Here is a 21,259-nt window from a genome sequence, read left to right as displayed (position 1 = left end):
GCACCCGGGTCTCTATCGCAAGAGAAAAAGCGGACGAAATAAAGGGTCGCGCGCTCCGCTTATCGGCAGCATTTACTGATCACGTTGGATCCGGCGGCGCTCGGTGACCGCCGCTTCGCGTTCCCGGCAGAACTTGCCCACGCCGCCCTTGCACTCCCGGTCGCGGGCCGCCATGCCGTCGACCAACGCCGCCTGCGCGTCGGTGACGGCGGGCGTGACTCGTGACGCACGTGTTAGTGTCACGTCGCTGATGTTGGTGGAGGCGAAGCCGATGCCCGCCGTCACGACGAAAACGAATGCCACCAGCCAGAAGGCCCAGCCCAGGAGCGCCGGCCCCCGCTGCCCAGCCTGCCACTGAGCGGCGGCACAGGACGGCAAAACGAGGGCAATGAGGTCAGCGGCCACGCCAATAGCGAGAAAGAGCCATCCAGCCACGTCGCTTGCGCCCAACGACCGAGCGAACCAACCATTGATCGTGACACCGACGCCGGCGAGGGCAAGGGCGACCGTCATCAGGACGACCGAGGCAAGGTTGTGCCGTGACCGCGTGACGATCGGGTGGGTCGTCACCGCTCGGAACCTGACGGGTCCGTCGTGACGGGGCGTGACGCCTTCCGAAACCGGTGCGAGCGCCACGGCCGGTTGGTGCGTGGCGTGTCGCGCTCGCGTGACACATTCTTCCCGATGGGCCGGAGCGGTCAACGATGTAATGACCGATGGCGCCTCGGACGGTCCGCCAATTGCGCCAACCCGAAGCTCCGGTGGGGTCAAAGACTCGGAGGATGGACGCGTCGGCGGAGGTGGCCGGCTTCGCTCGTTGCCTTTTGCGCTGCCGGTAAGCCTTGGCACGGGCGGCCGCGAATTTGTCCTTCCTCTGACGCGGGACTTGATGAAGCGAAATAAGGGAGGCGGAAGTGTCCTCAGCCATTACGCCGACACCTTCCGCGGTGGACTGCGCCGCTCGACGCACCGCGTTTGGCTCGATATGCGCAAGCGCCGCCTCAATGGCGTCGACGCTCCACCTTCCGCTCCCATTGGCCAGCGTTGAAAACGTGGAGCGGAAGCCGTGCGCGGTCGCCTCTTCCTGGGAGAACCCGATGCGCCGTAAAGCGCCGTTCATGGTGTTCTCGCTAATCGGCCGCTTCACGCTACGCAGGCCCGGGAACACCAATCCGGCGGCGCCGTGTCCCGTGATGGGATGCAGCGCTTTCAGGATAGCCACAGCTTGCGTCGGCAGCGGAATGCGGTGAGGCCGGCGCATCTTCATTCGCTTGGCGGGAATTTCCCAAACGCAATGATCGAGATCGAACTCCGTCCAGCTTGCCTGCCGCAATTCGCCGGGGCGACAAGCGAGCAGCGCCATGAGTTTCAGCGCGGCCTTCGTTGTTGGTTGCCCCATAAAGCCTTCGATAGCCCTCAAGAGGCCCCCGAACTCCGTCGGATCGGTAACCGCGGGACGGTGTTGGGGTTTCGGTGAGGCGATCGCGCCACGCAGGGCTTGGGTCGGATCGTTCTCGGCGCGCGCGGTGGCGATAGCGTAGCGGAACACCGAACCGATGACCGCTCGCAGGCGCTTGGCCGTCTCGAGCTTATCCGCCGCTTCGAGTGGCCGAAGAACACGCAGAATCTCGCCGGCTGAAATGTCGGAGATCGGTAACGCCCCCAGATCAGCTTTGGCTAGACCCAGCAGCCATTCCAACTTGCCCGCGGTCGCATCGGCGACGCCTTCGCGCTTCTTCTTATCGAGCAATTCGTCCGCCACCACCGCGAACGTGTTGGCGTGAGCCTCTGCCCGCGCGGCCTTCGCCTGCCGCTTCCGCGTCGCTGGGTCCACACCGTCTCGCACGAGGCCTGCCGCCTCATCCCTCCGTTTCCTAGCTGCTTCCAGCGGCACACCAGCCGGATCCTTGCCGTAGGGCCCGATCGCCAACCGCTTGCGCTTGCCAGCGAACCGATAGGCGTAATTCCAGAGCTTCCCGCCTGTCGGCGTCAGCCACAATTGGAGGCCGCCGCCATCAGAAAGAATTGCGAGCCGATCGCCCGGCTTCGCGTTCTTGATGGCCTTATCCGTGAGTTTCCCGCCCGCCATGTCCCCGCTCCCGAAGTGTGGTCCTTTCGGAATCGCTCGCTGAACCGAGCACCACCAAAAGAACCACAGTTTCTACGGCTGTCAACGAACGGGGAGGAACTGACGCGAGCGGAATGCTATGAAAGCGCATCGATTTCAATGTCTTGAGCATTGAAAACGAACGGTGGAGAACGACTGCGGAAGTGAAGTGGTGCCGCAAGAGGGACTCGAACCCCCGACCCCGTCATTACGAATGACGTGCTCTACCAACTGAGCTATTGCGGCGGACCCGTTCGGCGACTGGCCGGAAAGCGCGTGCGCACTGATATCGGGCGTGGCCTCGATTGGCAAGGTTGACGCGGTCATTTGACCGCGCCTCAGCTCCCCCAGCGGGACAGAAACCCGCGCCAGCCGCCGGCTTGGGCCTTGGGCGGGCCGATTTGCTCGGAAAATTCGTCGCGGGTGCCGTCTTCCTCGATCCCGGGGTCGTCGGGGGCGCGGACGATGGGAATCACGGCCGGAATCGGCGCCGGGGGCGTTTTGGGGATGTCCTGGCGTTCGCGGAACAGCGGCGCGACCGCCGCAGGCGATGATTCGGCCGGTGCCGGCTGTGGCGCGGGCGGGGTCGACGCGGCCGCTGGCGGTGGGGCGGACGCTGGTTCCACCGGGGCCGGGGGTGCGGCCGGCGGCGTGTTGTCCTGCGGAGCGGGCGGCGCTGCTTCAACCGGTTTTATGATGTCGACCGGCTTTTCGGCCACCGGCTCGAGCGGTTTTGCGGGCGGCGCGCTCGGGGCTTCCTTCGGCAACTCGATCCGTTTTGAGGCGAGCATCGCTTCCTCGAACGGCGAGGATTCGATCGCCGGGCCCTTGTCGGACGGGAGTGCGGCAACCGGGGTCTGCCACTGGAAGGCATCGAGCCGGCCGGTGACCGGCGAGACCGGCCGCCAGCGGTCGCTGACATAGCCGTCCGCGGTCCAGGCCGGATCGTGCAGGGCGCGCACCGCGCGCAAGGTCCAGGCGCGGGCGCGGCCGCTGTCGCCATGCTCGGTGCGCTCGATCTCGGCCATCAACAGCGCCACGCGCTGCGTCGGCGCGGCGATGAAGGGCGTAAGCGCCTCGCGTGCCTTGGCGAATTCGGCGGCGTCGATGGCCGCGCGCGCGATCGCGAGCGCGCCCTCGATATTGCCTGGTGTCTTCGCCGCCAGCGTCTCCACCCGCACCAGCCGCTGCCGCGCGGAGTCCCCTAGCTTCACATGCGCATAAGCATCGGCGAGATCGGGATGCGGCTGCGACAGCCACGCGGTCTCGACGATCTTCATCGCGCGCCGAACCTGGTGCGCCTCGCTCTCATATTTGGCGGCAAGCACCGCGGCCGGGATCAGCGTCGGCGCGAGCTTGATCGCCTCCGTCACGCTTTCGCGCGACAGGTCGCGGTCGACGGTCTCGAACTCCAGCGCGCGTGCGGCGAGCAGCACGCCGCGCTGCCGCCGATAGGTCGCCTTATTGATCAGGCCGGACGTCTGGTTGTTGTCGAGGATCGCCAGTGCGCCGGCCCAGTCACCCTTGGCGCAGCAGAAGCCGAGCACGGCCTGCGAGGCCCATGGCGAGGATGGCGAAACCTTCAGCGCCTCTTCCGCGATCATGACCGCGGCGACCGCATCGTCCGAACGCTGCGCCTCGATGAACAGGCCGCGCAGGCCGAGCAGCCGCGTATCCTCGCGCTCGGCCATCGCGCGGAACGCACGCTGCGCGCCCTCGCGATCGCCGTCGAGCTGCGCCGATTGCGCGTTGAGGAGAAGCGTCAGCGGATCGCCGCCGGCGTGACGCCGCGCCGTTTCCGCATGCTGCCGCGCCGCCGTCGAATCGCCATGGCCGATCGCGAGCAGCCCTTGGGTGATCGCATGACGGCCACGCGCATGACGGCGCTCGCGCCGGCCGCTCCGGATGCGCGCCGGCACCCTCCAGAGGCCGCGCAGGATCGACCAGACGATGACGGCCACGACCGCGACGATGCCAAGCCCCAGCGCGAACACCGGCAGCGTGGTCACGGCGCGCCCGCCGGCCCAGGACAGCACGACGTCGCCGGGCTGGTCGGCGACCCAGGCGGCGCCGGCCGCGGCAAGCGCGATCAACACAAGAAACAGAATGATCCGGATCATGGAGAACCTACTGTCCGGCCTTCGCGAGCCCAGCCATGGCGTTATCGGCGAATGTTCGCGAAGCCGCGAGCGCTGCGGCGCGCGCTTCGACTTTTTCGAGCCACGCTTGCGCGGCCGTGCGATCGGCGGGCGCCAGCGTCATCAGTTCGCGTTGCGCCTCACCGAGATCGTTGCGCAGCGCAGCCTGGGTGATGCGCGCAACCACGCTGCCGCGATCGGTGCCGGCCGCATCGGTGCGCTCGATGCGCACGAGCTTTGCCGCGCCCGCCTGCAGGCGATCAACGATGCTGGTGCCGGTGGTGGCAGCGGACGCGGGCGGAGGCGGCGCAAGCTTTGGCACGATCTCGAGGAGCTGGCGGCAGAGCGCACCCGCGCTCGGCACGCCGGAGGCCGCGAACGCATCGAGCGGCTTGAGCACATCAGGGTTTTCCGCAAACTGCTTGGCGGCCTCGAGCGGCGCCGCATAGGCATCGCCGTGGCGGACCGCGACATCGAGCAGCGATGCGGCAACCACGCGGCGCAGCGGCATGTCGTCAGCGACCTTTGCATCGGCTGCGCCCACTTCCGCGATCTTATGGCCTTGCTGGGCGAGCTCAGCCGATTGCTTCCGTACGGCGCTCTCGATCCTTGCGATGCGATCGTTGACACCAGAAAGATCCGGCGCGGACGCGGACCCATCGCGTGGCATCGATTTCACCTGATCGATCGCCGCAGTCAGTCTGTCCGACTGTGCACGTGACGTCGCGAGTTCGCCGCGCAGCGTGCTCACGGATTTCTCCAGGCCATCGATGCGCACGGTCAGCGCCTGATCGCTTGAAGCCTGCCTGCTGATCTTCGCTTCCACGCCTGCGACACGCCCGGTGAGCTCGTCGATGGCGCCGGCGCTGAGCTGCGGCACAGGCGGCTGCGCCGGCTGCACGGCAGGCCAGCCGAGCAACCAGCCGATGCCGATCACCAGCGCGGCAGCGACGGCGCCCGAAACAGGCGCGATCACCCAGGGCGAGATCGGCCGAGGCGGGGCTTCGGAGGACGAGGGTTCCGGATCCTGCGCGGCGGCAGCCGTCTCCACCGCAGGCTCGGGCTGCGGTGCCGCCTCGGCGGCCGCCGCTTCACCGCTCACATTCTCGCTATCTGCGTGCGCGCTATCCGGGCTTACGGAATCCGTTTTGGGCGGTTCGCTCGACACCTCGGTCGCCTTGAGATCGATGGTCGGCGGCGCGCGCCGCGGCCGGGCGGAGGAATCCGCCGCCGATTCGGTGTCTTCGGGCCTCTCGTCGACCATGCAGCGGTTCCCTTGACTGTTGATACGCCGAAACCGGGAAAGCCAAGACTTTACCAGAATAAGACTTACCAGAATCGGACCGTTCTCTTAAGCCAATCAGGGCCGCAAAGCACGCGTCAGGGCCTCGAACAGGGCATTTTCGTCCGGCGAGGCGGCGGTGACGACCTGGGTGGCTCCTGCCTCGCGCAGGACGGCGGCAACACCCGCCGAAATGCAGCAGTGCGGCGACGCCAGGGCCGATATTTCGAGCCCTTCGGCCCGCGCCGCATCGAGAAACGCCTGCGCGCTGCGGCGGGAATAATGCAACACGGCCTCGATACCGCCGGCCATGAAAGCGTCACACGCCTGCCGCGGCAGGCCGGCCACCGGGCTCATCCGGTAAGTCGTGCGGGTTATGACCGTAAAGCCGGCCTCGCCCAGCTCGCCGGCGAGATCGCGCGAGAGATCGGCGCCCGCGAGATAAAGCAAGGTCGCCGCCTTTTTCAGTTTCTTGGCCTTCCTGCGCGCCCGCACGAGCTCGTAGAGCGCAGTGGCATCCCCGTCGGCGCTTGCCACCTCGCCAAATCCGGCCTCGCGCGCCGCGGCAGCGGTATGCTCGCCGACCGCAAACAGCGGCAGGCGAAGCAGCGCATGGCCGGCTAGCTGCGGCGCGACGGCGCGCAGCGCGTTGGCGCTGGTGACGATGACGGCGTCATAGCCCGCCGCATCTTCTTCCTGGAACGGCAGCGCCTCGAACCGCAGCATCGGCGCGAGCAGGACCTCAAAACCCCGGCTGCGCAGGCTATCGGCAGTGGCCTCGGCATCTCCTTGCGGGCGCGTGACAAGAACGGCCATCTTCAGGCTTTCAGGAGCGACATTTGGGGCTGAACCGACGATTGCACGCTGTGACCTCACAATGCTACCGAGTGACGGACGGATGATGGCAAGCGAATAGCACAAGGACCGAGATTGGGTAATGACACGCCGATGCTGGTGTTGGGTATAGAGACCACCTGCGATGAAACTGCAGCCGCTGTGGTCGAGCGCCAGAGCGACGGCAGCGGACGCATCCTGTCCAACATCGTGCGCTCGCAGACAGAAGAGCACGCACGCTTCGGCGGCGTGGTGCCGGAGATCGCCGCGCGCGCCCATGTCGACCTGCTCGATGGCATCGTCGATCGCGCCATGAAAGAGGCTGATATCGGCTATGCGCAATTGTCCGCCGTCGCTGCGGCCGCAGGCCCCGGCCTGATCGGCGGCGTCATCGTCGGCCTCACCACGGCAAAGGCGATCGCGATGGTGCACGAGACGCCGCTGATCGCGGTGAACCATCTGGAGGCGCATGCGCTGACGCCGCGGCTCACTTGTGCGTTAGCGTTTCCCTATTGCCTGTTCCTGGCCTCCGGCGGCCATACCCAGATCGTCGCCGTGGTCGGCGTCGGCCAGTATGTGCGGCTCGGCACCACCGTCGATGACGCCATGGGCGAGGCCTTCGACAAGGTCGCAAAGATGCTGTCGCTGCCCTATCCGGGCGGGCCGGAGGTGGAGCGCGCGGCCGAAGGCGGCGACGCCACGCGCTTTGCGTTTCCGCGGCCAATGCTCGGCCGCGCCGACGCCAATTTCTCACTGTCAGGCCTGAAGACCGCCGTGCGCAACGAAGCGAGCCGATTGGCGCCGCTGGAGCCGCAGGATGTCAGCGATCTCTGCGCCGGTTTTCAGGCCGCGGTGCTGGAATCGACTGCGGACCGGCTGAGTGTCGGGTTGAGATTGTTCCATGAGCAATTCGGTCCGCCGCGCGCGCTGGTCGCGGCCGGCGGCGTCGCCGCCAATCATGCGATCCGCGGCGCGCTGCAGGATGTCGCCGCCAGTGCACAGACGACGCTGATCATTCCGCCGCCCGCGCTCTGCACCGACAATGGCGCGATGATCGCGTGGGCCGGCGCCGAGCGGATGGCGCTCGGCCTCACCGACACGATGGACGCGCCGCCGCGCGCCCGCTGGCTGCTCGACGCCAACGCCAAGGCGCCCGCGGGCTACGCCAACACCCGCGCGGGATTCTGAGATGTTTGAAGGATCACGCCGCAGACGCCGTGCCACCTCGCCTCGCTTGCGGGGAGAGGTCGGATTTGCGCGTAGCGCAAATCCAAGTGAGGGGGAGCCTCCGCGCACACCTCACTTTGCGGATTCGCGGAGAGCAGCCCCTCACCCCAACCCTCTCCCCGCAAGAGCGGGGAGAGGGAGTTCAGATGAGTCTGCCTGATGCCGGCGCATCAATCCGTTGGCGTGATCGGCGCAGGCGCCTGGGGCACGGCGCTCGCGGCTGTCGCAGCACGCGCCGGTCGCGATGTCACGCTCTATGCGCGCGACGCGGCGCACGCTGCGCAGATCCAGGCGACGCGCGCCAATCCAAGACTGCCCGGCGTGCTTCTCGATGCCAGCGTCAAGGTAACCGCCGACATCGCCGCGACTGCCCGCGCCGATCTCATCCTGGTCGCCACCCCCGCGCAGCATCTGCGGGCGGCCGTCATGCATCTGGCGCCGCAACTTGCGAAGGCGACCCCTGTGATCGCCTGCGCCAAGGGCATCGAGCGCGGCACCCACAAATTCATGACCGACGTGATTGCGGAAGCCGCGCCCGACGCGACGCCGGCGATATTGTCGGGACCAAGCTTCGCCGACGATGTCGCGCGCGGACTTCCAACAGCGGTGACGCTGGCGACGAGAGATGAAGCGCTGGCGAGCTTGCTGGTGCAGGCGCTGGGATCGCCGACCTTCCGGCCCTATCACACGACCGACGTCCGCGGCGTCGAAATCGGCGGTGCCGCCAAGAACGTGCTGGCGATCGCGGCGGGCATCGTGGCTGGCCGCGAGCTCGGAGCGTCGGCGCTTGCCGCGTTGACCACGCGCGGCTTCACCGAACTGGCGCGGCTCGGCCGCGCCTGCGGCGCCCGCGCCGAAACCTTGGTGGGACTGTCCGGCCTCGGCGACCTGATCCTGAGCTGCTCCAGCCCGCAGTCGCGTAATTTCGCACTCGGCATTGCGCTTGGCCGCGGCGAACGGCCGGCGACGGGCAAGCTCACCGAAGGCGAATTCACAGCGCCGGTGCTGATCGAGCTTGCGGCTTCGCAAGACATCGAGATGCCGGTATCAAATGCGGTCGCAGCGATCCTTACCAAGCAATTGACGATCGATGCTGCGATCGAGGGCCTCTTGACGCGGCCGTTCAAGGCGGAGGGATGACGATGGCGTACTGGCTGGTGAAATCCGAACCGTCGAGCTGGTCCTGGGAGCAGCAGGTGGCGAAGGGCGCCAAGGGCGAAGCCTGGACCGGCGTGCGCAACTTCACCGCGCGCCAGAATCTCGTGAACATGAAGAAAGGCGACAAGGCCTTCTTCTATCACTCCAACGAGGGCAAGGAGATCGTCGGCATCGCCGAGATCATCAAGGAGGCCTATCCCGACCCGACCGACAAAACCGGCAAATTCGTCTGCGTCGACATCAAGGCCGACAAGCCCCTGAAGACGCCGGTGACGATCGGAGCGATCAAGGCCGAGACAAAGCTCGCCGATATGGCGCTGGTCAAATATTCGCGCCTGTCGGTTCAGCCCGTTACCGCGGATGAGTGGAAGATCGTCTGCAAGATGGGCGGGCTGTGACAAGCGCCGCCGCGTAACTCCGTAGGGTGGGCAAAGCGAAGCGTGCCCACCAATTCTTGCGGAGTGCGGATGGTGGGCTCGCTTCGCTTTGCCCACCCTACAAAATCTTCAAACCGCCGCCGCGGTCACCACCTGCGCCAATAGCTGCTCGCGCTTGGCTTGCGTGCGGTAGCCCTTCATGGTCGCGGCAAATCGCTCCAGGATGCCGTCCTCGAAGGCGGTGACGATGGTGTCGTGGACATAGCTCTTGCGGCAGATCGCGGGCGTATTGGAGAGTTCGTCGGCGGCGGCACGCACCGCTTCCAGCACCTGCTTCTTGCGGCCGCGGGCGCTGGATGCCGGCGTGATCCGCGACAGCGATTCCAGCACCACCGCAGAAGCCATCAGCGTGCGAAAATCCTTCAGCGAAATCTTGATGCCGGCGATCTCGCGCAGGAACGCATTCACCGCCGTCGTCGACGCCGCGCGCACGGTGCCGGACCTGTCGCGGTACTGGAACATGCGCTTGCCCGGCACGCTACGCAGGATGCCGATCGCGCGCACCAGCTTGGCCGCGTCGCATTCCTTGCGCACGGCCTTGCCGCCCTTGGCCTTGAAGGTCAGCACCACGCAGTCGTCTTCGAGCGTGACGTTCGACTTCAAGAGCGTGGTGGCGCCGCGAGTGCCGTTCAGCCGCGCATAGGATTCGTTGCCCGGGCGGATCGCCGTGCGCGCGATCAATTCGATCACCGCCGACAGCGCGAATTCGCGCGTCGGCTCGTCGTCGGACAGGTATTTCGAGACGTTGCGCCGGATCTTCGGCAGCGCCCCCACCAGCTTTGCCAGCCGATGCGCCTTGCGATGCTCGCGCACCTTCTCCCAGTCGGCGTGATACCGGTATTGCAGCCGTCCGGCGGCGTCGCGCCCAATCGCCTGCAAATGCGAGCTGGGATCGTGGGAATAGCGCACCTCGCGATAGGCCGGCGGCACTGCCATCGCGTGCAGGCGGCGGATGGTACGGGTATCGCGGATGTGCGAGCCGTTGGCGCGAACAAAGGAATAGCTCTTGCCGCGCTTGACACGGCGGATGGTGAGCAGGGCCTGGTCGCCGAGCTTCAGGCCCAGTTCCTCGGCCAGCTCCCTCACCGAGGTCTTGACGGTGATCTTCTGCTTGGGGGTGGGCAGCTTGCGCGGCCATTGGCCTAGCGCTTTTGCCAGGGGCAGGGTTGGATCGGCGGAAACGGGCCGCGTAGCCACAAAATTCTGCTGATCCGTCATGACCGTTGACGCCTTGGCTCCACTGTTTATCGGTAATGCCGATTTTTATGGCTTGGTTCCGGAGGGCCGTCTGGCCCCGGAAACGCCATTTAGGGGGTTCCTTTACCTTTTGCGAGTCGCGAATCAGTCATTAACGGTTTCTAATTACCGCTCATGGGTGCCATTCGCGCGATAACGTTGATTTTGACTTCGCTCAAAACGTGATTTTGATCGCTCCGTTCAACTGGAACCAAGGCTTCGGCAGGAGAGCCGACCAAGGTCCAAGTCGCCAGCGCTTGTCCGGGCATTGTCCGGCGACGCATAATCACCGTAACGATCAAGACGGCCCGCAACACCGGGATCACGCGGGCCGGATGTCGAGTGGAGGGAATGATGTCCGAGAAGATCTATGACGTCTCAGCCGATTGGGCCAAGCGCGCCTATGTCGACGACGCCAAGTACCGGGAGATGTATGCGCGCTCGGTTTCCGACCCCAACGGCTTCTGGGCCGAGCACGGCAAGCGCATCGACTGGATCAAGCCGTACACCAAGGTCGAGAACGTCTCCTTCGCGCCCGGCAACATCTCGATCAAATGGTTCGAGGACGGCGTGCTCAACGTCGCCTGGAACTGCATCGACCGCCATCTCGAGACCCGCGGCGACCAGACCGCGATCATTTGGGAGGGCGACGATCCCTCGAAGTCGAAGCACATCACCTATCGCGAGCTGCACGACGAAGTCTGCCGGATGGCCAACATCCTGCGCAACCGCAACGTCGCAAAGGGCGACCGCGTCACCATCTATTTGCCGATGATCCCCGAGGCCGCCTATGCGATGCTGGCCTGCGCGCGGATCGGCGCCATTCATTCGGTGGTGTTCGCGGGCTTCTCGCCCGACAGCCTCGCCCAGCGCATCAACGACTGCAAATCCAAGATCGTCATCACCGCCGACGAAGGATTGCGCGGCGGAAGGAAGGTGCCGCTGAAGGCCAATGTCGATGCGGCGCTTTCCAAGACCGAGGGCGTCGACTGGGTCGTCGTGGTCAAGCACACCGGCGCTGCCGTCGACATGAATCCGACCCGCGACTTCTGGTACCACGAGGCGGCCGAGATGGTGACGACGGACTGCCCGTGCGAGCCGATGCACGCCGAAGATCCGCTGTTCATCCTCTATACGTCAGGCTCGACCGGCCAGCCCAAGGGCGTGCTGCACACCTCCGGCGGCTATCTCGTGTTCGCGTCGATGACGCATCAATACGTGTTCGATTATCACGACGGCGACATCTACTGGTGCACCGCCGACGTCGGCTGGGTCACCGGCCACACCTACATCCTCTATGGTCCGCTCGCCAACGGCGCGACCACGCTGATGTTCGAAGGCGTGCCGAACTATCCGGACAATTCCCGCTTCTGGAACGTCGTCGACAAGCACAAGGTCAACATCTTCTACACCGCGCCGACCGCGATCCGCGCGCTGATGCAGGGTGGTGACGAGCCGGTCAAGAAGACGTCGCGCAAGAGCCTGAAGCTGCTCGGCTCGGTCGGCGAGCCCATCAATCCGGAAGCCTGGGAATGGTACTATCGCGTGGTCGGCGACAGCCGGTGCCCGATCGTCGACACCTGGTGGCAGACCGAGACCGGCGGCATCCTGATCACCCCGCTGCCCGGCGCCACCAAGCTGAAGCCGGGCTCGGCGACGCGGCCGTTCTTCGGCGTGGTGCCTGACATCGTCGATGCCGACGGCAAGGTGCTGGAGGGCGAGGCGACCGGCAATCTCTGCCTGATCAAATCCTGGCCCGGCCAGATGCGCACCGTCTATGGCGACCACGCCCGTTTCGAGCAGACCTATTTCTCGACCTATAAGGGCAAGTACTTCACCGGCGACGGCTGCCGGCGCGACGCCGACGGCTTTTACTGGATCACCGGCCGCGTCGACGACGTCATCAACGTCTCCGGCCACCGCATGGGCACCGCCGAGGTCGAGAGCTCGCTGGTGGCGCATGCGGCAGTGTCGGAAGCCGCCGTGGTCGGCTATCCCCATGACATCAAGGGTCAGGGCATCTACGCCTATGTCACGCTGATGGCAGGCACCGAGCCGAGCGAGGAGTTGCGCACGGAGCTGGTTGCCTGGGTGCGCAAGGACATCGGTCCGATCGCCTCGCCCGACTTGATCCAGTTCGCACCGGGCCTGCCCAAGACGCGCTCCGGCAAGATCATGCGCCGCATCCTGCGCAAGATCGCCGAGGACGAACCGTCAAGCCTCGGCGACACCTCGACGCTGGCCGATCCCGCCGTGGTTGATGATCTCGTCAAGAACCGGCAGAACAAGAAGGGCGCCGCGGTTTAAGACCGCGGCAGGGGGAAGTTCATGGGGTTGCATTTTGGTCGTCTTGCCGCCGCGGCGCTGATTGCCGCGGTTGGCCTCATGGTCGGCGTGCCGAGCTTGCGCGCGGCGAATCTCGACGAAGCCTGCGGGAGGCCGGAGAAGATCACGTGCAACTCGGCACTGTTCTGCCGCAAGGACGCCGGACAATGCGGCGTCGAGGAAGCCAAAGGCACCTGCGAGAAGGCCCCGGCTTTCTGCATCCGGATTCACCGGCCGGTTTGCGGCTGCAACGGCAAGACCTATCCGAACGAGTGCGAGGCGCGGCACGTCAAGGTCGCGGTCGACTATGCCGGTCCTTGCAAGAAAGCGCCGGGCGCCGCGGAGCCGAAGCCGGAGAAGCCGCCGGCGGCCAAGAAGAAGAAGTCGAGCAAGTAGCCGCCGCGCAACCACGATCGACATCTTCTCACGCGACCGTCAGGCATTCTGCCGCCATGGCCGCACGGTTGCCGCCGGGCGTTGTTTCCGGGTCATTTACTTTATTTTCGACTTTTCTTTTCTTCGACCCATCGCGAGCCGTCCCGCGCCCGACACAAAAAATAGCCGGTTAACAAACGCGGTCGAGAATGCCTGGTGCGAGCGGCGAGCCGGTATTTCGCCGGCCGGCGCGAGATTTGAGAGCCCCTGACATCTCAGGGCACTGAATTGGGCGGCTGGAAGTGGAGAGCTTCATGTCGATGAGGAGCACGGTGGCCGTGGCTGCCACCCTTGGGCTGGGCGTATTCGGGCTGGGCGCATTGATGCCGACGGCGGCCGAAGCACGGCCGGAAATGGTTGATATGCACGACGATCATTATTCTCCGGGCACGATCGTGGTGAGGACCGGCGAGCGGCGCCTCTATCTCATTCTCGATTACGGTCACGCCATGCGTTATCCGGTCGGCGTCGGCAAGGCCGGCAAGCAGTGGGCCGGCACCACGCAGATCGACGGCAAATACCGCTACCCGGCCTGGTCGCCGCCCGCCGAAGTCAAGCGGGACAAGCCCTCCATGCCCGACGTGATTCCCGGCGGCTCGCCGCGTAATCCGATGGGCGTTGCGGCGATGACGCTCGCCGGCGGCGAATATGCGATCCACGGCACCAACGTGCCGGGCTCAGTCGGCGGCTTCGTCTCCTACGGCTGCATTCGCATGCTGAACGATGACATCACCGACCTCTACTCCCGCGTCCCCGTCGGCGCCACCGTGGTCGTCACGCACTGATTTTCAGTAGCCCGGGTGAAGCGCAGCGTAACCCGGGACCGCTCGTAAACGCTGACGCAGATGTCCCGGGCTATGCGTTCCGCTCCACCCGGGCTACAGGGCTGAACCGATCGAGCACGCGAATGAACAAGAGCCGCGCCGTTGCACGGCTTTTTTCATTGCCAGAAGCGCCGACTTCTCGCGCACCAGCCAAAGCGATGGCCGCCATTGTAGCTGCGCGCATGGCCTGCCGCGAGCAGTGCCGCCGACACGTTGTCGGTACGCCTGGTCGCGACGTCGGCGACGACGCGCCCCTGATATTTGTCGGGACCGATGTTGTAGATCACGACGCCGCCCTGGCTGAGAAGATTGCGCAAGGCATCGGTCGCGGCCTCGGCCCTTTCCAATTCGTCCTGGCATGATGCCTTCAACTCCGGCGCATCGATGCCGCGCAAGCGGACATGGGTCATGAGATCGCGTCCCTGCTCCAGATGCACGCGCGCCTCGAACGTGTCGCCGTCGATCGTCCTGATGACGTCGACAGTGCGGCGGACATCTGGAGTGCCGCCGCGCTGCCAGATCGCATCGGTATCCTGCACGCGGCCACTCCCCCAATGCGGAAGCTGCCAAGGCACCCATTGCCGGATTGGAAGCAGGGTGCCGAGCGCAATACCGATCACGAACACCCATGGCAAAGCAGCCGAGAACCGACGGCCAAATGGAGCGCGGCGAAACGATCGCCGATATGGATTGATTCGCTCGTCGGGAGGCATCGCCCCACGCTAGAGCATATTCGGTCGTGATTGAATCAGAACCGAAGCTCCAGATTCTTATTTTGACGCGTTTTCTTCACGCGAACCGGCTTCCATCCCGCATCAAGTGCGGGACAGGCTTCGCTTGAAAACGCTCTGGGGCATGATCCGGAAAAGTGAAATCCGGATTTCCCTCGCGACAAACGCGAAGCGTTTGCGCGGAGATCATGCCCAAACATGATCGAGCCGGGTGAGGTGACACGAAACTGCCGTGTCAGAAATCCGACGCGATGCCTTTGCTCTCCCAATCACCGTAGCGCGTCGGTTCCGGTCCCTTTGGTCCTTGAACCTCCTTCTGCATCGGCGTTGCGCTTGCTGTCGCGGCCTTCCGTCGCGCTTCGGCTTCGGCAAGCGCACGTTGCGCCGCTGGCGTCAGCGGCTTGCGTTCCGGCGGTGGCGCATGGTCAGTCATGATACGGTCTTCCTGCAACAGATTTTATATCGCGGATATCCGCAAAGCTTTGGCATCACGATCAAGAAATCAGAAGACCGCTTCTTACATTTGGCATATTCGCATGCCAGAGCTTTTGTCCCTTCCTCCCAAGATGGCATGAGCCGAGGCGCTATCCGGCTTTCCCGACTGAGATATTCCCGCTCCATGCCCCCTTCAAGATTTGCAGCGTCGATCGAAGTGCCCGGCCTCGCGGCGCGACGGATCGCAGCCGACATTCTGGACGGCGTCCTGCACAAGCATCGCACGCTCGATGACCAGCTTGATGGCACTGGCGCCCATCCCGGCCTGAAGACGCTTGCCGATCGCGATCGCGCGCTGATGCGTCGACTGGTGTCGACGATCCTGCGCCGGCTCGGAACCCTCGGCCATCTGCTGTCGCGCCTGCTCGACCGCGGCATCCCGACCGACGCGCCGCGCGCGCAGAGCGCGCTGCTGATCGGCGCCGCGCAGATCCTCTGGATGGACGTGCCCGATCATGCCGCGGTCGATCTGTCGGTGCGGCTCGTGCAGTCGGACCGGCGCGCCGCGAAATATGCGGGCCTCGTCAATGCGGTGCTGCGCCGTTGCGCCCGCGAGGGCCATGCGCTGGTCGACGAGGTCAGGACCCAGACGCTGGATCTCCCGCATTGGTTGTTTGCGCGCTGGGCCGCTCATTACGGCGAAGCCACCGCGCGCGAAATGGCGCTTGCCATCGCCAATGAACCCTCGCTCGACCTCACCGTGAAATCCGACCCCGCGCAATGGGCGAGCCGACTGCACGGTGAGATGCTGCCGACGGGAACCGTGCGCACGCTGTTGCACGGCTCGGTGACGATGCTGCCGGGTTTTCCGGAAGGGCAATGGTGGGTGCAGGACGCCGCCGCGGCACTTCCGGCGCGGCTGTTCGGCGACATCAAAGGCAAGCGAATCGCCGATCTCTGCGCCGCGCCCGGCGGCAAGACGGCGCAGCTCGCCTATGCCGGCGCGCAGGTGACTGCCGTCGATCGCTCGCCGGCGCGGATGGCGCGGCTGCGCGACAACCTTGCGCGACTTTCGCTTTCGGCAGAATGCATCGTCGCCGACGCCGTCGAGTGGCCGGGCGACGGTGACGGCTTCGACGGCATCCTGCTCGACGCGCCCTGCACCTCTACCGGCACCATCCGCCGCCACCCCGACGTGGCCTGGTTGCGGCAGGAGGCCGAGATCGCGACGCTGGCCGCCCTGCAGAAACGGCTGCTGCAAAAGGCGGTCACGCTGCTCAAGTCAGGCGGAACACTGGTCTATTGCACCTGTTCGCTGGAGCCTGAGGAGGGCGAGCAACCCATCGCGGCGCTCCTGGGCAGCGAATCAGGGCTGCGCCGCGTGCCGATCACTCCAAGCGAGGTCGCCGGCCTCTCCGAGCTTCTCACCGCCGACGGCGACTTGCGCACGCTGCCCTGCCATCTGCCCCATGCCGATGCGAGGCTCGGCGGATTGGACGGATTCTACGCTGCGCGGCTGGTTAAATCCTGATTTCATTGGATTTTCACCTTCGTTGGAGCCCGATCTCCACGCCAATGCCTTGCGGTTGGCGCGAGGAAAACCGGTGCCCCCTTGTCCGGATCGCGCTGCGCTTGATTCGCGGCGTTTCAAGATGGTGTCTTGGCGGCGTTTCCGGATTAAAAGGATTCGCCAGAACCCCTTCTCCCCTCAAAGGTTAGGCGTGTCCGTCGCCCAACGCAGACGCATCTCGACGCTGATCGCTGGCCGCTTCGCGCGCAGCGTGGCCGCGCGCGCGAGCGGCGGAACCGTCGCGCTGTCGCGATTGTGGCCCGGCCGCAGCGACCGCCTGATCATCGCCCCCCATGACCTGCGCACGGCGGATGCCACGCGCGCCGCGGAAATCTATGCCGGCCGCTTCGTGTTCGCCGGCAAGATCGTGACCTGCCACGGCCGTTCGATCTTCGACCTCGAACCGCCATCGGAGGATTGGGAGGCGGCCCTGCTCGGCTTCGGCTGGCTGCGCCATCTGCGCGTCGCCGATACCGCGCTGACCCGGGCCAATGCGCGTTCCCTGATCGACGACTGGATGTCGAACGCGTCCGGCAAGCGGCCGCTGGAGCGCCGCGCGGACGTGCGGGCGCGGCGCGTCATCTCGCTGTTGTCCCAGGCGCCTCTGGTGCTCAGCGATACCGACGGGAAATTCTACCGGAAATATCTGCGCGGGCTGGGGCGCGAGATCCGCCATTTGCGCTACGGCATGGTCGATGTCGCCGATGGGGTGCCGCGGCTGCAGGTCCTGATCGCGCTGTGCTACGCCTCGCTCTGCCTTGCCAACCAGGCCCGCCACGTCCGCTCGGCGACGCCACGGCTGTCCGACGAATTGCAACGGCAGATCCTGCCCGATGGCGGCCACATCTCGCGCAATCCCGGCGCGCTGGTGGAACTGCTCAGCGATATGCTACCGCTGCGCCAGACCTTTGCCGCCCGCAACATCGCCCCTCCGCCGGCGCTGCTCAACGCCATCGACCGCATGATGCCGATGCTGCGCTTCTTCCGCCATGGCGATGGCAGCTTCGCGCTGTTCAACGGCATGAGCACCGCGCCGTCCGACCTCGTCGCCACGCTCTTGGCCTATGACGACGCCCACGGCGCGCCGATGGCGAGCATGCCGCATACCGGCTATCAGCGGCTCGATGCCGGCAACATGACCGTGATCATCGACACCGGCCCGCCGCCACCGCCGAGCGTCAGCCAGGATGCCCATGCCGGATGTCTGTCGTTCGAGCTTTCATCCGGACCGAGCCGGATCGTCGTCAATTGCGGCATGCCGGCCACCGGTCGCGACAATTGGCGGCCATTCGCGCGCTCGACGGCGGCGCATTCGACATTGACCTATCACGACACCTCATCCTGCCAGTTCGTCGAGATGTCGGCGATGAAGCGTCTGCTCAGGGGCGCGCCGATCACCAGCGGCCCGAGCAATGTCGAGAGCTATCGCGAGGCAACCAGCAATGGCGATGTCCTGACGACCTCGCATGACGGCTATCTCTCGCGCTTCGGCGTCATCCATCACCGCGTGCTGATCGCGGCGCAGGACGGCTCGCGGCTCGACGGCGAGGACACGCTGTCGCCGCCATCAGGCGGCCGCATCCGGGGTCATGACAGCGAATACGCGTTACGGTTTCACCTGCACCCGTCGGTGAAGGCGAGCCGGCTTTCGGATGCCCGCGGCGTCATGCTGGTGCTGCCGAACCGCGACGTCTGGACCTTCGAGGCGGTCGACGACAAGGTCGATCTCGAGGACAGCGTGTTCCTCGCCGGCAATGACGGCCCGCGCCGCACCTCTCAGATCGTGATCCGGCAGGATGCAAGACAGGTCTCCACCATCCGCTGGAGTTTCGTCCGCTCGAGCACTTCGGCAGCCCAGACCAATGCCCGCCGCAACGCCCGCCGCGAGCCGGAACTGCCGTTGTAGATGAATCCAGCGCGGCATGTGCCATACTGCTTGACCGATGTAAGCCAATTGCTTACATGAACTCGTGATCAAGACCTTCAAGAGCAAGGCTCTGTCGGAGCTTTGGGCCAAGGGCAAGAGCTCAAAAATCGACGCGAAGATGCACAAGCGCATTCTCGCGAGGCTTGATCGCCTCGACGTGGCCGTTCGGCCCGAGGAAATGAACGTTCCGGGCTTCGACTTTCATACGCTGCACGGCTTCAATCCGAAGCGACACGGTCCACGTCAATGGCCCCTGGTGCATCACGTTCGAATTCGAAGATGGCGATGCCCACCGCGTTGATTTCGAGCAGTATCACTAGGCATGATCCGAAAAAATCCTGCCCAAACAAGAAATGAGATCGAACATGGTCTATGTCGCAAAGCGCAGCAAGACGCGCTGTCCCACCCATCCCGGTGCTCTGCTCCGCGATGACATCATCCCGGCGACCGGTCGGACCAAGGCTGAGATCGCTGGCCTGCTCGGGATTTCGCGGCAGCACCTCTATGACATTCTGCAGGAAAGGAAACCGGTCTCGCCGGCTATCGCGGTGCGGCTCGGCAAGCTTTTCGGCGACGGAGCAGGCATCTGGACCCGGATGCAAGCCGCCTACGACACCTGGCATGCAGAGCGGACCGAGGACGTCCGTCACATTCCGACCATCAAGGCAAGAGCCGCCTGACGGGGCGAATGGCACCATCTTGGGGCTTGCTCGTTGCTCCTGGGTCAAATTTTACCGCATGGGCCGGCGAGCGGTTTCATGGACCGCAAAACCATGCTACCCGGCTGGTCTAGATTCTTGTTTTGACGCGTTTTCTTCACGCGAACCGGTACCCACTTCGCTCGAAAACGCTCTAACAGCCAGGGATTCCCGACATGACCGAACAGCTTCGCCGCGTGACCCGCGCGCTCCTTTCCGTTTCCGACAAGACCGGATTGATCGAGTTCGCTACGGCGCTGGCGAGCCACGGCGTGGAGCTGGTCTCCACCGGCGGCACGGCCAAGGCGATCGCCGCGGCCGGGCTGAAAGTGAAAGACGTATCCGAGCTGACCGGCTTCCCTGAGATGATGGACGGCCGGGTCAAGACCTTGCATCCCAAGGTGCATGGCGGCCTGCTTGCGATCCGCGACAACAAGGAGCACGCGGCGGCAATGCAGGCCCACGGTATCGCGCCGATCGATCTGCTTGTCGTCAATCTCTATCCGTTCGAGGCCACCGTCGAGAAGGGCGCCGGCTTTGAGGAGTGCATCGAGAATATCGACATCGGCGGTCCCGCGATGATCCGCGCCGCGGCGAAGAATCACGACGACGTCGCCGTGATCGTCGAGGCGCAGGACTATCAAGCGGTGCTCGACGAGCTCGCCGCCAACAAGGGCGCGACCACGCTCGCGCTTCGCCGCCGCCTCGCCGCGAAGGCCTATGCGCGCACCGCAGCCTATGACGCGGCGATCTCGAACTGGTTCGCGAAAGAGCTCAAGACCAAGGCGCCGGATTTCCGCGCCTTCGGCGGAAAACTGATCCAGAAGCTGCGCTATGGCGAGAACCCGCACCAGAGCGCCGCATTCTACGCAACGCCGGAGAAACGTCCCGGCGTTGCCACAGCGCGGCAGGTGCAGGGCAAGGAACTGTCCTACAACAATATCAACGACACCGACGCGGCCTATGAATGCATCGGCGAGTTCGATGCCAAGCGCACCGCCGCCTGCGTTATCGTCAAGCATGCCAATCCGTGCGGCGTCGCCGAAGGCGCCGATCTCGTCAGCGCATATCGCAAGGCGTTGGCTTGCGATTCCACCTCAGCCTATGGTGGCATCGTGGCCGTCAACCGCACGCTCGACGCCGAGGCCGCGCGCGCGATCACCGAGATCTTCACCGAGGTGATCATCGCGCCCGACGCGACCGATGAAGCGATCAAGATCGTTGCGGCGAAGAAGAATCTCCGTCTTCTGCTCGCCGGCGGCTTGCCCGACCCGCGCGCGGTAGGCCTCACCGCCAAGACCGTCGCTGGCGGGCTTTTGGTGCAGAGCCGCGACAATGCCGTGGTCGACGACATGGCGCTAAAGGTGGTGACCAAACGCGCGCCGTCGGATGCCGAGCTGCGCGATCTCCAATTCGCCTTCCGCGTTGCAAAGCACGTGAAGTCGAACACCATCATCTACGCCAAGGATCTCGCCACTGTGGGCATCGGCGCCGGCCAGATGAGCCGCGTCGATTCCGCCCGCATCGCCGCGCGCAAGGCGCAGGATGCCGCCGCCGAGTTGAAGCTCGCCGAGCCGCTGACCAAGGGCTCGGTCGTCGCCTCGGATGCCTTCTTCCCGTTCGCCGACGGCATGCTCGCCTGCATCGAGGCCGGCGCAACCGCGGTGATCCAGCCCGGCGGCTCCATGCGCGACGACGAAGTGATCAAGGCCGCCGACGAGCACGGCATCGCTATGGTCTTCACCGGCGTCAGGCATTTCCGACATTGAGCCGATACGCGTAGCCCGGATTACGCAGCGCTGCATCCACGCCACACGCTGTCGTCCCGGGCTTGACCCGGGACCCATATGTGGACGGCCCCCGTGGCACAAGAGCTTTTGAGGTGATCGGATCGC

18 protein-coding genes, 1 tRNA gene and 1 pseudogene are annotated in these 21,259 nt (G+C 65.3%); 11 read left to right on the top strand and 9 right to left on the bottom strand.

Annotated elements, in window-relative coordinates; translation table 11 throughout:
* Positions 1 to 72 precede the first annotated feature (72 nt).
* The 6 genes from AAFX91_RS12645 to AAFX91_RS12620 form a co-directional block, all read right to left on the bottom strand.
* Positions 73 to 405 carry a hypothetical protein gene (locus tag AAFX91_RS12645; RefSeq protein WP_394566682.1) on the bottom strand — a complete coding sequence of 111 codons (333 nt, stop codon included), beginning with the start codon at positions 403 to 405 and terminating at the stop codon, positions 73 to 75.
* Positions 395 to 2,089: a tyrosine-type recombinase/integrase gene (locus AAFX91_RS12640; protein WP_394566680.1), complete on the bottom strand. Its 1,695-nt coding sequence runs from the start codon at positions 2,087 to 2,089 to the stop codon at positions 395 to 397. The genes AAFX91_RS12645 and AAFX91_RS12640 overlap by 11 nt, the downstream gene beginning before the upstream one ends.
* A 188-nt stretch (positions 2,090 to 2,277) precedes the next feature.
* A tRNA-Thr gene (locus tag AAFX91_RS12635) sits at positions 2,278 to 2,353 on the bottom strand.
* Positions 2,354 to 2,445: 92 nt separating this feature from the next.
* A complete protein-coding gene (locus AAFX91_RS12630) occupies positions 2,446 to 4,227 on the bottom strand; it encodes a heme biosynthesis protein HemY (RefSeq protein WP_394566679.1) in 1,782 nt (593 codons plus the stop codon).
* A gap of 7 nt (positions 4,228 to 4,234) precedes the next feature.
* Complete coding sequence (locus tag AAFX91_RS12625; RefSeq protein WP_394566678.1) at positions 4,235 to 5,509, bottom strand: COG4223 family protein; 1,275 nt, start codon at positions 5,507 to 5,509, stop codon at positions 4,235 to 4,237.
* Positions 5,510 to 5,605: 96 nt separating this feature from the next.
* Positions 5,606 to 6,343, bottom strand: a complete 738-nt coding sequence (locus AAFX91_RS12620) for a uroporphyrinogen-III synthase (RefSeq protein ID WP_130584287.1) — start codon at positions 6,341 to 6,343, stop codon at positions 5,606 to 5,608.
* A 132-nt stretch (positions 6,344 to 6,475) separates the two neighbouring features.
* Here AAFX91_RS12620 and tsaD point away from each other — a divergent pair, with 132 nt between their 5' ends.
* From tsaD to AAFX91_RS12605, 3 genes are all read left to right on the top strand, one after another.
* Positions 6,476 to 7,549: a tRNA (adenosine(37)-N6)-threonylcarbamoyltransferase complex transferase subunit TsaD gene (gene tsaD, locus AAFX91_RS12615; protein ID WP_282531010.1), complete on the top strand. Its 1,074-nt coding sequence runs from the start codon at positions 6,476 to 6,478 to the stop codon at positions 7,547 to 7,549.
* Positions 7,550 to 7,747: 198 nt separating this feature from the next.
* Positions 7,748 to 8,728 carry an NAD(P)H-dependent glycerol-3-phosphate dehydrogenase gene (locus tag AAFX91_RS12610; protein ID WP_394566676.1) on the top strand — a complete coding sequence of 327 codons (981 nt, stop codon included), beginning with the start codon at positions 7,748 to 7,750 and terminating at the stop codon, positions 8,726 to 8,728.
* A 2-nt stretch (positions 8,729 to 8,730) separates the two neighbouring features.
* A complete protein-coding gene (locus tag AAFX91_RS12605; protein ID WP_130581470.1) occupies positions 8,731 to 9,144 on the top strand; it encodes an EVE domain-containing protein in 414 nt (137 codons plus the stop codon).
* A gap of 108 nt (positions 9,145 to 9,252) precedes the next feature.
* Here the strand turns inward: AAFX91_RS12605 and AAFX91_RS12600 are convergent, their stop codons facing one another.
* Positions 9,253 to 10,401 carry a DNA topoisomerase IB gene (locus AAFX91_RS12600; RefSeq protein ID WP_130581469.1) on the bottom strand — a complete coding sequence of 383 codons (1,149 nt, stop codon included), beginning with the start codon at positions 10,399 to 10,401 and terminating at the stop codon, positions 9,253 to 9,255.
* A gap of 372 nt (positions 10,402 to 10,773) precedes the next feature.
* Between AAFX91_RS12600 and acs the strand changes: the two genes are divergently transcribed.
* The 3 genes from acs to AAFX91_RS12585 all read left to right on the top strand — a co-directional run bounded on the left by acs (position 10,774) and on the right by AAFX91_RS12585 (position 13,964).
* On the top strand, positions 10,774 to 12,726 hold the full coding sequence (acs, locus tag AAFX91_RS12595) for an acetate--CoA ligase (RefSeq protein ID WP_394566674.1): 1,953 nt from the start codon (positions 10,774 to 10,776) through the stop codon (positions 12,724 to 12,726).
* A gap of 21 nt (positions 12,727 to 12,747) precedes the next feature.
* A complete protein-coding gene (locus AAFX91_RS12590) occupies positions 12,748 to 13,140 on the top strand; it encodes a Kazal-type serine protease inhibitor family protein (protein ID WP_394566673.1) in 393 nt (130 codons plus the stop codon).
* Between the two features lie 293 nt (positions 13,141 to 13,433).
* Positions 13,434 to 13,964, top strand: coding sequence for a L,D-transpeptidase (locus tag AAFX91_RS12585; protein WP_130581466.1), 531 nt, complete (start codon positions 13,434 to 13,436; stop codon positions 13,962 to 13,964).
* Between the two features lie 155 nt (positions 13,965 to 14,119).
* Here the strand turns inward: AAFX91_RS12585 and AAFX91_RS12580 are convergent, their stop codons facing one another.
* Together AAFX91_RS12580 and AAFX91_RS12575 are read right to left on the bottom strand one after the other, a co-directional pair.
* Positions 14,120 to 14,716 (bottom strand): thermonuclease family protein, encoded by a 597-nt coding sequence (locus AAFX91_RS12580; protein WP_207234565.1) that lies wholly within the window; start codon positions 14,714 to 14,716, stop codon positions 14,120 to 14,122.
* Positions 14,717 to 14,969: 253 nt separating this feature from the next.
* Complete coding sequence (locus AAFX91_RS12575) at positions 14,970 to 15,167, bottom strand: DUF1674 domain-containing protein (protein ID WP_130581464.1); 198 nt, start codon at positions 15,165 to 15,167, stop codon at positions 14,970 to 14,972.
* 186 nt (positions 15,168 to 15,353) lie between these two features.
* On the opposite strand from AAFX91_RS12575, the gene AAFX91_RS12570 reads away from it, so the two are divergent.
* From AAFX91_RS12570 to purH, 5 genes and pseudogenes are all read left to right on the top strand, one after another.
* Complete coding sequence (locus tag AAFX91_RS12570; RefSeq protein WP_130581463.1) at positions 15,354 to 16,700, top strand: RsmB/NOP family class I SAM-dependent RNA methyltransferase; 1,347 nt, start codon at positions 15,354 to 15,356, stop codon at positions 16,698 to 16,700.
* 190 nt (positions 16,701 to 16,890) lie between these two features.
* Complete coding sequence (locus tag AAFX91_RS12565; protein WP_394566672.1) at positions 16,891 to 18,645, top strand: heparinase II/III family protein; 1,755 nt, start codon at positions 16,891 to 16,893, stop codon at positions 18,643 to 18,645.
* Between the two features lie 64 nt (positions 18,646 to 18,709).
* A pseudogene (locus tag AAFX91_RS12560) lies at positions 18,710 to 18,986 on the top strand (type II toxin-antitoxin system RelE/ParE family toxin).
* A gap of 45 nt (positions 18,987 to 19,031) precedes the next feature.
* Positions 19,032 to 19,346: a HigA family addiction module antitoxin gene (locus AAFX91_RS12555; RefSeq protein WP_130581461.1), complete on the top strand. Its 315-nt coding sequence runs from the start codon at positions 19,032 to 19,034 to the stop codon at positions 19,344 to 19,346.
* 194 nt (positions 19,347 to 19,540) lie between these two features.
* Positions 19,541 to 21,133: a bifunctional phosphoribosylaminoimidazolecarboxamide formyltransferase/IMP cyclohydrolase gene (purH, locus tag AAFX91_RS12550; RefSeq protein ID WP_130581460.1), complete on the top strand. Its 1,593-nt coding sequence runs from the start codon at positions 19,541 to 19,543 to the stop codon at positions 21,131 to 21,133.
* Positions 21,134 to 21,259 lie beyond the last annotated feature (126 nt).

The organism is Bradyrhizobium sp. 31Argb (assembly GCF_043638955.1).
Lineage (GTDB): Bacteria > Pseudomonadota > Alphaproteobacteria > Rhizobiales > Xanthobacteraceae > Bradyrhizobium.
The sequence above is the reverse complement of the archived record's forward strand: the minus strand, read 5'-3'. Positions and strand labels throughout refer to the sequence as shown.

Bases quoted from the DNA above. Each gene is read 5' to 3' on its own strand.
- AAFX91_RS12640 (WP_394566680.1), bottom strand. From the start codon at position 2,089: ATGGCGGGCGGGAAACTCACGGATAAGGCCATCAAGAACGCGAAGCCG.
- AAFX91_RS12630 (WP_394566679.1), bottom strand. From the start codon at position 4,227: ATGATCCGGATCATTCTGTTTCTTGTGTTGATCGCGCTTGCCGCGGCC.
- AAFX91_RS12625 (WP_394566678.1), bottom strand. From the start codon at position 5,509: ATGGTCGACGAGAGGCCCGAAGACACCGAATCGGCGGCGGATTCCTCC.
- AAFX91_RS12620 (WP_130584287.1), bottom strand. From the start codon at position 6,343: ATGGCCGTTCTTGTCACGCGCCCGCAAGGAGATGCCGAGGCCACTGCC.
- tsaD (WP_282531010.1), top strand. From the start codon at position 6,476: ATGCTGGTGTTGGGTATAGAGACCACCTGCGATGAAACTGCAGCCGCT.
- AAFX91_RS12610 (WP_394566676.1), top strand. From the start codon at position 7,748: ATGCCGGCGCATCAATCCGTTGGCGTGATCGGCGCAGGCGCCTGGGGC.
- AAFX91_RS12605 (WP_130581470.1), top strand. From the start codon at position 8,731: ATGGCGTACTGGCTGGTGAAATCCGAACCGTCGAGCTGGTCCTGGGAG.
- AAFX91_RS12600 (WP_130581469.1), bottom strand. From the start codon at position 10,401: ATGACGGATCAGCAGAATTTTGTGGCTACGCGGCCCGTTTCCGCCGAT.
- acs (WP_394566674.1), top strand. From the start codon at position 10,774: ATGTCCGAGAAGATCTATGACGTCTCAGCCGATTGGGCCAAGCGCGCC.
- AAFX91_RS12590 (WP_394566673.1), top strand. From the start codon at position 12,748: ATGGGGTTGCATTTTGGTCGTCTTGCCGCCGCGGCGCTGATTGCCGCG.
- AAFX91_RS12585 (WP_130581466.1), top strand. From the start codon at position 13,434: ATGTCGATGAGGAGCACGGTGGCCGTGGCTGCCACCCTTGGGCTGGGC.
- AAFX91_RS12580 (WP_207234565.1), bottom strand. From the start codon at position 14,716: ATGCCTCCCGACGAGCGAATCAATCCATATCGGCGATCGTTTCGCCGC.
- AAFX91_RS12575 (WP_130581464.1), bottom strand. From the start codon at position 15,167: ATGACTGACCATGCGCCACCGCCGGAACGCAAGCCGCTGACGCCAGCG.
- AAFX91_RS12570 (WP_130581463.1), top strand. From the start codon at position 15,354: ATGCCCCCTTCAAGATTTGCAGCGTCGATCGAAGTGCCCGGCCTCGCG.
- AAFX91_RS12555 (WP_130581461.1), top strand. From the start codon at position 19,032: ATGGTCTATGTCGCAAAGCGCAGCAAGACGCGCTGTCCCACCCATCCC.
- purH (WP_130581460.1), top strand. From the start codon at position 19,541: ATGACCGAACAGCTTCGCCGCGTGACCCGCGCGCTCCTTTCCGTTTCC.